Origin of the sequence: Lawsonibacter sp. (assembly GCF_022777125.1) — a bacterium.
Taxonomy (GTDB): domain Bacteria; phylum Bacillota; class Clostridia; order Oscillospirales; family Oscillospiraceae; genus Lawsonibacter_A; species Lawsonibacter_A hominis.
In genome coordinates this window covers 1-11,004 of the sequence record NZ_JALFGV010000015.1, presented here as the reverse complement: position 1 = coordinate 11,004, position 11,004 = coordinate 1, and the positions used below count along the sequence as shown (strand labels likewise).

Below are 11,004 nucleotides of genomic sequence, written 5' to 3'. Positions count from 1 at the left end.
ATGACCTCACTTTGCAGCTGATACAAGACTGCCGAAAAGGACCGGCCCTTGGGAACGTGGTGATTCCCTTCGTAGACCGCCTCATACAGCCATGGATTTTCCTGCTTTTCATCGAAGCCCGTCAGCTTTTCGTGATTCAGTTCCCCGTGTGCCGCCGCCAAGGCGATCAGTTCCTTGTCATAACACTTCACGCCCAGCCGGCGGGCGGTCTCCGCCTCGGAGCGGCCCGTTTTTCGGGCCAGGGCGCACAAACGGTCCCGGTAGCGGGCGCGGGTGGCGTCGTCCATGGCGGCATAGGCGCCCGCAGGGTCCTGCCGCAGGGCCTGTTCGGCCTGGCTGTGCCGTTCCAGCACCGGGGCCAGATCGGCGCCGCCCAGCGTGCGCAGCGTGGTGAACAGGCGCTCCAGCTCTCCCGCCAGGGCCTCGTCCCGCCCCGGCAGACTCCGGCACAGCCGTGCCAGGCGGAGGATCAGCGCCCCTTTGAGCGCCGGAATGAAATGGGCCAGCTCCAATTCAGACAGCGGAGCGCCCCGCTGCACGCCGCCCAGAAAGGCGTCCAGTTCGGCGGTCCCCACCGTCCCGGTCTCCGCCAGCGTGCGGGCCAGCACGCCGATGAAGAGCTCCGCCCCGTCCCGGCGCAGGCGCCGGGGACACCGGGAAAGGGCCCGGCATGCGTCCTTCCCCTCCCGCTGGGCCAGGTAGGCGTTATCCAGCAGCCATTCCGCCGCAGGGCGCGCCTCCTGCCCCCGCTCCTCCGCCAAACGGCGCCGGGCGGCCTCGATCTCCTTCAGCGCCCGGCGCATCTGCCGGGCCAGCGTCCGCCCGCCGCTGCGCTCCGCCGGCTTTCGCGCCGCCGCCGTTTCCCGTCCCAGCCGTTCCAGTTCCATAAGCTTCCTCCCCGTCTGTGCACATCTGCCAGAGAGGATTCCCCGGCAGCGGGAAAACTATGTGCGCTTCCGCCTGCTTCCAAAGCGCGATTTTCCCTTGACAAAAGGCAGGAAATGTAGTATCATCATTTTATTGTAAAGCTTTGCAACTTTACAAGCTTTACATTTATCCGAGAGGAGGCGGCAGCGTTGAAGAACCAGGCCTATCGCATGGCTTTGCTTTACGACTTCTACGGCGACATGCTCACCGACCGGCAGAAGGAGTTTTACGACCTCTACTACAACGAGGACCTGTCTCTGGCCGAGATCGCGGAAAACTACGGCATCACCCGTCAGGGCGTGCGGGACGTGATCGTCCGGGCGGAAGCCGTCCTGACCGAGCTGGAAGACAAGACCGGCATCATCCGCCGCTTTCACAAAATGCAGGAGCAGTTCGCCCAGATCGCCGATGCGCTGGACGGCATCTGCCAGCTCAACGAAGACCGCTACCAGGACGACGCGCTGGAGGGGCTGTGCGCCCAGATCCGGTCCGTGCTGTCCGATTTGAAACAGGAGTAGGCAATGGCATTTGAAGGACTGACCGAAAAGCTCTCCGCCGCCTTCAAAAAGCTCCGCGGCAAGGGCCGCCTGAGCGAGGCCGACGTGAAGGAGTCCATGAAGGAAATCCGCATGGCCCTGCTGGAGGCCGACGTGAACTTCAAGGTGGTCAAGCAGTTCGTCGCCGCCGTCACCGAGCGCGCCGTGGGCACCGACGTGCTGGAGAGCCTGACCCCCGCGCAGATGATCGTCAAGATCGTCAACGAGGAGCTCACCGCCCTCATGGGCGGCGAGAGCACCAAGCTGACCATTTCCTCCAGGCCGCCCACGGTGGTGATGCTGGTCGGCCTCAACGGCGCGGGCAAGACCACCAACGGCGCCAAGCTGGCGGGTTTCCTGAAAAAGCAGCAGGGCAAACGCCCGCTCCTGGTCGCCTGCGATACCTTCCGTCCCGCCGCCATCACACAGCTGGAGGTGGTGGGCGCTCAGGTGGACGTACCGGTGTTCCAGATGGGCCAGACCGATCCCATCGCGATCGCCCAAGCGGGCATCGAGCACGCCAAAAAGCACGGCAACGACATCGTTTTCATCGATACCGCCGGCCGGCTGCACGTGGATGAGGAGCTGATGGATCAGCTGCGCGCCATGAAGGCCGCCGTCGAACCCACCGAGATCCTTTTGATCGTAGACGCCATGATCGGTCAGGACGCGGTAAACGCCGCCAAGACGTTCGACGAGGCACTGGACCTCACCGGAGTGATGCTCACCAAGCTGGACGGCGACGCCCGGGGCGGCGCGGCCCTCTCCATCCGGGCCGTTACCGGCAAGCCCATCAAATTTGTGGGCGTGGGCGAAAAGCTCGACCAGGTGGAGGTCTTTCATCCGGACCGTATGGCCTCCCGCATCCTGGGGATGGGGGACATGCTCTCTCTGATCGAAAAGGCCCAGCAGAATTTCGACGCCAAAAAGGCCGCCGAACTGGAGCAGAAGCTGCGGAAAAACAAATTCACACTGGCCGACTTTTACGACCAGCTGGTGCAGCTCAAGGGCATGGGCTCGCTGACCGACATCGCCGGGATGCTCCCCGGCATGAACGCAAAAGCCCTGGAGGGGGCTACGGTAGACGAGGGCGCCCTGTCCCGTACCGAGGCGATCATCCTCTCCATGACGCCTGCCGAGCGGGAGGATCCCTCCCTGCTCAACAACAGCCGGAAAAAGCGCATCGCCGCCGGCTCCGGTACCCAGGTGGTGGACATCAACCGGCTGCTGAAGCAGTTCGATCTGATGCAGCAGATGAGCCGCCAGTTCTCCGGCAAGCAGATGAAGCGCATGGGCCGGATGGGCAAATTCGGCAAGATGCCCGGCATGCCGTTTTAAGTTGGTAAGCGCGCCGCCGGCGCGTTTCCAGATAAAGTTTCAAAATCATATGGAGGTGAAGATACAATGGTCAAAATCAGACTGCGCCGGATGGGCGCTAAGAAGGCTCCCTTCTACCGCATCGTGGTGGCCGATTCCCGTTATCCCCGCGACGGTCGTTTCATCGAGGAGATCGGCACGTATGATCCCCTGAAGACGCCCGCCGTAATCAACGTGGACGCCGAGCGCGCCCAGGCTTGGATCAAGACCGGCGCCCAGCCCACCGAGACCGTGAAGGCCCTGCTGAAAAAAGCCGGCGCCATCTAAGGAAGGGCGGAGGCACCATGAAAGAACTGCTCACTTACATCGCCCGGAATCTGGTGGATCACCCGGATGCGGTGCATGTCACCGAACATGCGGGCGATGGCGAGACGCTCCTGGAGCTGCGGGTAGACCCCGAGGACATGGGGAAGGTGATCGGCCGTCAGGGCCGCATCGCCAAGGAGATCCGCACGCTGATCCGCTCGGTGGCTCAGCGCCAGGGCACCAGGGTCTCTGTGGAGATCGTCGATTGACTCCGGGGGAACCACGTTCCTCATAGCGCGGAAACAGCCGGCCGACCAAATGGTCGGCCGGCTGTTTCCGTTCTGACTCAGAGGGCGGATCGGTTCTGCCCAACCTGTGCCGCTTCGCTCCCGAGCCGTCCCCTCCGCTTTCCGCGTGAGAAGGGGACGATCTGTTTCAAAGCAGGTGAATACCAATGAAAAACCGATTTTTGGAGGCCGGCCAAATCGTCAATACCCACGGCATCCAGGGGGAAGTGAAGATCGTTCCCTGGTGCGACTCGCCGGAATTTCTCTGCCGGTTCGACACCCTTTACCTGGGGGAACGGCCCGTCAAGGTCCGCTCCGCCCGTATCCACAAGGGCAACGTACTGGCCCTGCTGGAGGGGGTGGACGACGTAAACGCCGCCATGGCCCTCAAGGGCCGCACTGTGTGCATCGACCGCACCGGCGTAGTCCTGCCCGAAGGGCGGCATTTTATCGCCGACCTGATCGGGCTCCGGGTGCTGGATGCGGACAGCGGCGCGGAGCTGGGCGCTGTGATTGATGTGCTCACTCCCCCGGCGCACGAGGTCTATGTCGTCCGGGGGGAACACGACTATATGATCCCCGCGGTGGACGAGTTCCTGGTGGAGACCAACGTGGAGGAGGGCTATCTCAAGGTGCGGCTGATCGAGGGGATGCAGACAGATGTATGAGATCGATATTATGACCCTGTTCGATCTGACCGTGGGCGACATGATGAACGAGTCCGTCCTGGGCCGCGCCCAGGAGCGGGACCTTCTCCGCATCGAAGCCCATCAGATCCGGGACTATACCTTAAACAAACAAAAGCAGGTAGACGATTACCCCTACGGCGGCGGACGGGGCGCGGTGATGCAGGCCGATCCCCTCTATCAGTGCTGGAAGCACATCGTGGACGCCTACGGCCCGGGCCGCACCATCTACCTCTCCCCCGCCGGGAAAACCTTCTGCGAAGCCGACGCCCGGCGCCTGCGGGATGGCTACAGCCACCTGATCCTGGTCTGCGGTCACTATGAGGGCATCGACGAGCGCTTTATCGAGGAGTGCGTGGACGAGGAGATTTCCATCGGAGATTTTGTGCTCACCGGCGGCGAGCTGCCCGCCATGGTGGTGGCCGACGCGGTGGCCCGGCTGGTGCCCGGAGTGCTGTCCGATCCGGAGTGCTTTGAAAACGAGAGCCACTGGAACGGCCTTCTGGAATATCCGCAATACTCCCGTCCCGAGGAATGGCACGGCCGCAGGGTGCCCGCCGTCCTCCGCTCCGGCGACCACAAGAAGGTCGCCCGCTGGCGGCGCAAGCAGGCCCTTCTCCGCACCCGCCTGCGCCGCCCGGACCTGTACGCCCAGCTGGATCTATCCTCCCGGGAGGATCAAGCGCTCCTGCGAGAGCTGGAGGAGGAAACCGGCCCCTCGCTCTGAGGCGGAGCCCATGCGCGCCGGTTTCCGAATTGTTTACAGGTTTCCCCTTTACTTTTGCAGCGGCAGGTGCTACAATGGCAGTAACGTTCAATCTAATATCCAACACCATATAAAGGAATCTTTTCTATGAGTTTTAAGATCATTGTTGACAGCTGCTGCGACCTGACGCCCGCCCAGCTCCGGGAGGAATGCTTTCTCAGCGTGCCCCTGCGCATCCAGGTCGGCAGCCACACGGTGGTGGACGACGCCTCCTTCGACCAGGCCGACCTGCTGTGGCGGATGAAAGAGTGCCAGAGCGCCCCCAGGACCGCCTGTCCCTCCCCCGCCCAGTACCTGGACGCTTTTGACTGCGGCGCGGACGATGTGTATGTCGTCACTTTGTCCGCTCTGCTCTCCGGCTCCCACAACGCCGCGGCCCAGGCGCGGCTGCTGTGGCTGGAGGAGCACCCCAACGCCCGTGTGCACATCTTCAATTCCTGCTCCGCTTCTGCGGGAGAGGTGCTGGTCGCCTTGAAGATTCAGGAACTTGCCTGCTCGGGTATGGATTTCACAACCGTGGTAAGCCATGTATCCCGGTATATCAACGAGATGGAGACCTATTTCGTGCTGGAGACCCTGGACAACCTGAAAAAGAACGGCCGCCTGACCAAGACCCAGGCGCTGGTCACCAGCACCCTGAAAATCAAGCTACTGATGGGCGCGACCCCGGAAGGCGAGATCTGCAAGCGGGGCCAGGCGCTGTCCGTCAAGCAGGCCCTGTCCAAGATGGTCTCCTTGATGGCGGCCGATCCCAAGCATGCGGGCCGCCGGCTGGCGATCACCCACTGCAACTGTCTGGAGCGCGCCTTCTATTTGAAGGAGCTGGCCCTCAAGCAGTGCAGGTTTGAACAGGTCGTTATCAGCGATACCGGCGGCATCGCCACGGTCTATGCCAACGACGGCGGCGTGGTGGCAGCCTACTGACGGGCGCGCACCTGCGCCTGGACCGCCCTGAGCCGTCCGAATACAGGTACGAAATCCATTCCACCCCGCCCGGAGGAAGCGTCCTCCGGGCGGTTGCTTTTTTCCTTTTTCTGTGCTATAGTCAGAGCACTTCAAAAGGAGCAAAACGATCCACCGGGTGAAAAAACGCTATTTGCGTTTTTTCAAGTGCGTCGACTATATAGTGGCAAAAATCAGTTCTGGGAGGCAGCCTTTATGGACTATACCATCCGCCCCGTCGAACCGGGAGATGCGCCGGGGATCGCCGCCCTGCGGCGGATGCCCGGCGTGTTTGAAAACACCCTGGGCCTCCCCTCCTGCCGCACCGCGGACAGCGCGGCCTTTCTCGCCTCGCTTGGCCCCAACGACCACAACTTTGTGGCCGCCGCAGAGGACGGCACGATCATCGCAGCCGCCGGACTCCAGGTCTGTTCCAATCCCCGGATGCGCCACGTGGGCAGCATCGGGCTGTTCGTGCATACGGACTACCAAAACCAGGGGGTAGGCACCGCCCTGATGAAGGCTATGCTGGACTTGGCCGACAACTGGCTCATGCTGGTGCGTGTGGAGCTGGAGGTCTTTGCCGACAACGAGCGGGCCATCCGCCTCTATGAGAAGTTCGGCTTTGAGAAGGAGGGCCTGCTGCGCATGACCACCGTGCGCTGCGGACAATATGCCGACGAATACAAAATGGCCCGTCTGCGGCCTGCGGTTGGCTATGCCGTCAAGCCGTCTGTTTGAGATCGTCTACCTGCTGCTCCAGCGGCGGCGGATGACGGCGGCGGAGCTGGCGGAGCGGTTTGAGGTATCCGTACGTACCGTTTACCGGGATATAGACGCCCTGTCGGCGGCGGGGGTGCCGGTATATGCCATTCCCGGCAAGGGCGGCGGAGTGGCCCTGATGGAACACTGCGTACTGGACCGGGCCGCTTTTTCCGAGGGTGAGCAGCGCCAGCTGCTCACCGCCCTGCAGAGCCTCCCGGGCGATGCGCGGCTGGGCGCGGAAGAGGTACTGGCCAAACTTTCCGGCCTCTTCCGCCGCAGCGAACCCGACTGGCTTCAGGTGGATATGTCCCGCTGGGGCTCCGCCGGTGCGGACAACGCCAAGTTTGACGCCGTTAAATCGGCCATCCTGTCCCACCGGGTGCTCCGCTTCCCCTATGCCGGCTCCGATGGTCAGACGAACTGGCGGCGGGTCTGTCCCGCCCGTCTGGTCTTCAAGGGACGCGCCTGGTATCTCCAGGGCCTCTGCCTGGATCGGAAGGATTGGCGCACCTTCAAGCTCACGCGCATACTTGCTCTGGAGCTGCTGGAGGAGACCTTCGCTCCCCTTCCCCCGCCCCCGTCCATCGAACCGGAAGGCCCCTACAGCGGAAGCGTTCTCCCGGTGCGTCTGCGCTTCTCCCCTGCCATGGCCTGGAGAGTCTATGATGAATTCGACGCCAACTGCGTGGTTCGGGAACCGGACGGCGCCCTCTCCGTATCGGCAGCGCTTCCGGAGGACGCCTGGCTGTACGGCTATCTGCTCTCCTTCGGCGCGGACCTGAAGGTGCTGGAACCGGAGCGCCTGTGCCGCCGCCTGGGACAGCTGGCCAAGGAAATCTGGCAAAACAGTGAAAAAGCTGACACAGGGTGTCAGGATTGCTGTGATATACTGGCGGCATCTAATCGACAGGAGGAATCATTTATGAACCAGCAATTTTGTCAATCCTGCGGCATGCCCCTGAGCGATGCACTCCTCGGCACCGAGGCCGACGGCGCTCCCAGCCCCCATTACTGCAAGTACTGCTACCAGAACGGCGCGTTCACCTGCGCGATGACCATGGAGGAGATGATCGAGTTCTGCACTCCCATGATGGTCCAGGCCAATCCCGTCCTGACCCCGGAACAGGCCAAAACACAGATGCGCCAGTTCTTCCCCTCCCTGCTGCGCTGGAAGAAATAGGCCGAAGGAGAATTCCAATGGACTGGAACACCATCTACCCCGGGCCGGAACCGCCCACGGAGGCAGAGCTGGCCGCCTATGTGGAGACCCCGCTCTGGACGGAGCTAGTCCACTATCTCAGCCAGGCTTATCACACTGACCCGGTCTGCACATACAGCACATGCAGCATGGGCCGCGGCTGGAACGTCAAGTACAGAGCCGGCGGCGCGGCCCTATGTACCCTCTACCCCGGCGCGGGCGCCTTCGTCTGCCTGATCGTGGCAGGCTGCAGGCTGGCAAGCGCCGTCGAGCAGCGCTTGCCAACGCTCTCCCTTGGCACACAGCGGCTGTGGAAGGAGACAAGGCCCATGTCCAACGGCGTGCGCTGGCTTTCCCTGGAGGTGGGGTCCTCAGAAGTGCTGGAGGATGTGAAAGCCCTGTTGGCGCTCAAGCGCAAACCGAACCGGACGCGGTGAGGCGCTCGGTCTGGGGAAAGGCTGCGCCGTCTTCCACAACCTAATTCCAAATGGCGGCCGCCTGCGCGGCGTCTGAAGGCGGATAGGGTCTGACCTTTGCTTCCATAGCGCTGCTCCCCTTCCTGCTTCCGTCGTCTTACCCCATCACCCCCGCACGCCGATCGCAAGTCTTTGCCTTGACGGCGTACCGCTCTTCGGGTATACTGGAACCCGGACGTGCGCCGTCCATTTTCTGTGCGGAGGAACGGTCTGTGGATCTTTGCAACGGTAACGATATCAAGGCCCTGCTGGCCCGGCACGGGTTTCGCTTTTCCAAAAGCATGGGGCAGAATTTTCTGATCGAGGGCTGGGTGCCCCGGGACATTGCGGAGGCCTCCGGCGCGGACAGCGGCTGCGGCGTGCTGGAGATCGGGCCCGGGATCGGTCCTCTGACCGTCCAGCTGGCCCGTCGGGCCGGGCAGGTGGCGGCGGTGGAGCTGGACCGGGCGCTGCTGCCCATCCTGTCGGAGACCCTGGCGCCCTGCCGCAATGTGACGGTGATTCCCGGAGACATTATGAAGCTGGATCTGGCCGCGCTGGTAAACGAGCGTCTCTCCGGCCTCACCCCCATCGCCTGCGCCAACCTGCCCTACAATATCACAACGCCCGTGCTGACCCGTCTCATCGAATCCGGGCTGTTTGCCTCCATCACCGTAATGATCCAGCGGGAGGTTGCCCTGCGCATCTGCGCCGCGCCGGGCACCGCGGATTACGGGGCCTTCTCCGTATTCTGCCAGTATCACACACAGCCGGAACTGCTTTTCGATGTGGGGCCGGAGTGTTTTCTTCCCGCCCCCAAGGTGACCTCCGCCGTCCTGCGCCTGATCCCCCGGCGGGAGCCCCCCCAGACGCTGGTGGATGAAGCCCTCTTTTTCCGTGTGGTGCGCGCCTCCTTCGCCCAGCGGCGTAAGACACTGCTCAATGGCCTGTCTTCCGCTTTCGGCGCTCAGGTCGGGAAACAGGCGCTGCGGCAGGCCATCGAGGCCGCCGGACTGCCCCCAGACGTGCGGGGCGAGCGGCTGGGGATTGCGGAATTTGCCGCCGTAGCGGCGGCCATCCAGACAACTTGAACGGAGCGGCACGCCCGGCAGCGAACCTGCCGGGCGTGTTGCGTTTTGGTTTTTTTCGCACAAATCACCGCTTTTTTGCAAAACGAGGCGAAAGGACTTGCAAATTTTATAAGATTCTTCTACAATAGAGCTACCAGTATCCCGGAAACTGAAACACAAAGGAGGACCCACCCCATGGCATTGACGGAAAACCGCGCTGTATTGGATTGGATCGACGAGATGGCGGCGATGACGCAGCCTGACGCCATCGTCTGGATCGACGGGAGCGAGGCGCAGCTGGAGGCACTGCGCAGCCAGGCCTGCGCCACCGGCGAGCTGGAGAAGCTCAACCAGGAAAAGCTGCCCGGCTGCTATCTGCACCGTACGGCGGTCAACGATGTGGCCCGTGTGGAGAACCGTACCTTCATCTGCTGCGAGAAGCAGGAGGACGCCGGCCCCACCAACAACTGGATGGCCCCGGCGGAGATGTACGCCAGGCTGAAACCGCTTTATACCGGCGCGATGAAGGGCCGCACCATGTATGTGATCCCCTACTCCATGGGCGTGGTGGGCTCTCCCTTCGCCAAATACGGCATCGAGCTGACCGACTCCATCTACGTGGTGCTCAATATGGCCATCATGACACGGGTAGGGCAGTCCGTGCTGGACGCTCTGGGCGATTCCCCCGACTATGTGAAGGGCCTTCACGCCAAGGCGGAGCTCGACCCGGAGCGGCGCTACATCGTCCATTTCCCCCAGGACAACACCATCATGAGCGTCAACTCCGGCTACGGCGGCAATGTGCTGCTGGGCAAAAAGTGTTTCGCCCTGCGCATCGCCTCCTGTCTGGGCCGCGACGAGGGCTGGATGGCCGAGCATATGCTCATTTTGGGCATCCAGAACCCTGCCGGCGAGGTGCGTTATCTGGCCGCCGCCTTCCCCTCCGCCTGCGGCAAGACGAATCTGGCCATGCTCATCCCACCGGCACACTATCAGGAGAAGGGCTGGAAGGTCTGGTGCGTGGGCGACGATATCGCCTGGCTGCGTGTAGGCGAGGACGGCAGGCTCTGGGCCATGAACCCGGAGTACGGCTTCTTCGGCGTGGCCCCGGGCACCAATGCCAAATCCAACCCCAACGCCCTGGCCACCACCAGACGGGGCACCATCTTCACCAATGTGGTCCACAACCTGGACGACGATACCGTCTGGTGGGAGGGCCTGGATAAAAACCCGCCGGAGCACGCCGTGGACTGGAAGGGCAACCCCTGGAATGGAACGGTCTCCGCCGAGAAGGGCGCCCACCCCAACTCCCGCTTCACCGCCCCCGCTAAAAACTGTCCCTGCATCTCTCCGGAGTTTGAAAGCCCCCGGGGCGTCCCCATCTCCGCCATCGTGTTCGGCGGCCGCCGCGCCCGGACCGCGCCGCTGGTCTATCAGTCCCGCGATTGGGAGCACGGTGTGTTCGTGGGCTCCATCATGGCCTCTGAGACCACAGCAGCCGCTACCGGCGCGGTGGGCGTGGTGCGCCGGGACCCCATGGCCATGCTTCCCTTCTGCGGCTACCACATGGCCGACTACTGGGGTCACTGGCTCGAGATGCAGGCCGAGCTCGGCGAGAAGTTCCCGAAGGTCTACCAGGTCAACTGGTTCCGCAAGGATGAGAACGGCAAGTTCATGTGGCCGGGTTACGGCGACAACTCGCGCGTTCTCGACTGGATCGTCCGTCGTGCGGCGGGCGAGGTCGAGGCC

General features: G+C 63.0%; 12 protein-coding genes and 1 pseudogene. 12 read left to right on the top strand and 1 reads right to left on the bottom strand.

Annotated elements, in window-relative coordinates; all coding sequences use genetic code 11:
- A pseudogene (locus tag MR825_RS01385) lies at window positions 1–887 on the bottom strand (hypothetical protein); the annotation flags it as partial.
- A gap of 189 nt (window positions 888–1,076) precedes the next feature.
- Between MR825_RS01385 and ylxM the strand changes: the two are divergent.
- From ylxM to MR825_RS01325, 12 genes are all read left to right on the top strand, one after another.
- Window positions 1,077–1,445 carry a YlxM family DNA-binding protein gene (gene ylxM, locus MR825_RS01380; protein ID WP_186907800.1) on the top strand — a complete coding sequence of 123 codons (369 nt, stop codon included), beginning with the start codon at window positions 1,077–1,079 and terminating at the stop codon, window positions 1,443–1,445.
- A 3-nt stretch (window positions 1,446–1,448) separates the two neighbouring features.
- On the top strand, window positions 1,449–2,801 hold the full coding sequence (ffh, locus tag MR825_RS01375; RefSeq protein WP_256175864.1) for a signal recognition particle protein: 1,353 nt from the start codon (window positions 1,449–1,451) through the stop codon (window positions 2,799–2,801).
- Window positions 2,802–2,867: 66 nt separating this feature from the next.
- Entirely contained in the window at window positions 2,868–3,107 is a 240-nt protein-coding gene (gene rpsP / locus MR825_RS01370) for a 30S ribosomal protein S16 (RefSeq protein WP_186907802.1), read from the top strand.
- Window positions 3,108–3,124: 17 nt separating this feature from the next.
- Window positions 3,125–3,355 carry a KH domain-containing protein gene (locus MR825_RS01365; protein WP_287878276.1) on the top strand — a complete coding sequence of 77 codons (231 nt, stop codon included), beginning with the start codon at window positions 3,125–3,127 and terminating at the stop codon, window positions 3,353–3,355.
- Window positions 3,356–3,540: 185 nt separating this feature from the next.
- Window positions 3,541–4,041 carry a ribosome maturation factor RimM gene (gene rimM / locus MR825_RS01360; RefSeq protein WP_186907804.1) on the top strand — a complete coding sequence of 167 codons (501 nt, stop codon included), beginning with the start codon at window positions 3,541–3,543 and terminating at the stop codon, window positions 4,039–4,041.
- Window positions 4,034–4,786: a tRNA (guanosine(37)-N1)-methyltransferase TrmD gene (trmD, locus tag MR825_RS01355; RefSeq protein WP_287878273.1), complete on the top strand. Its 753-nt coding sequence runs from the start codon at window positions 4,034–4,036 to the stop codon at window positions 4,784–4,786. Before rimM ends, trmD begins: the two co-directional genes overlap by 8 nt.
- A gap of 126 nt (window positions 4,787–4,912) precedes the next feature.
- Window positions 4,913–5,749, top strand: a complete 837-nt coding sequence (locus MR825_RS01350; RefSeq protein WP_256175869.1) for a DegV family protein — start codon at window positions 4,913–4,915, stop codon at window positions 5,747–5,749.
- Window positions 5,750–5,983: 234 nt separating this feature from the next.
- A complete protein-coding gene (locus MR825_RS01345) occupies window positions 5,984–6,508 on the top strand; it encodes a GNAT family N-acetyltransferase (RefSeq protein WP_287878270.1) in 525 nt (174 codons plus the stop codon).
- On the top strand, window positions 6,486–7,712 hold the full coding sequence (locus MR825_RS01340) for a zinc ribbon domain-containing protein (RefSeq protein WP_186907808.1): 1,227 nt from the start codon (window positions 6,486–6,488) through the stop codon (window positions 7,710–7,712). The genes MR825_RS01345 and MR825_RS01340 overlap by 23 nt, the downstream gene beginning before the upstream one ends.
- A 17-nt stretch (window positions 7,713–7,729) precedes the next feature.
- A complete protein-coding gene (locus tag MR825_RS01335) occupies window positions 7,730–8,167 on the top strand; it encodes a DUF3788 domain-containing protein (RefSeq protein ID WP_287878266.1) in 438 nt (145 codons plus the stop codon).
- Between the two features lie 251 nt (window positions 8,168–8,418).
- Entirely contained in the window at window positions 8,419–9,276 is an 858-nt protein-coding gene (gene rsmA, locus MR825_RS01330; RefSeq protein WP_186907810.1) for a 16S rRNA (adenine(1518)-N(6)/adenine(1519)-N(6))-dimethyltransferase RsmA, read from the top strand.
- 138 nt (window positions 9,277–9,414) lie between these two features.
- Window positions 9,415–11,004 (top strand): phosphoenolpyruvate carboxykinase (GTP) (locus MR825_RS01325; RefSeq protein ID WP_287878282.1); only part of this gene is annotated, 1,590 nt, incomplete at its 3' end.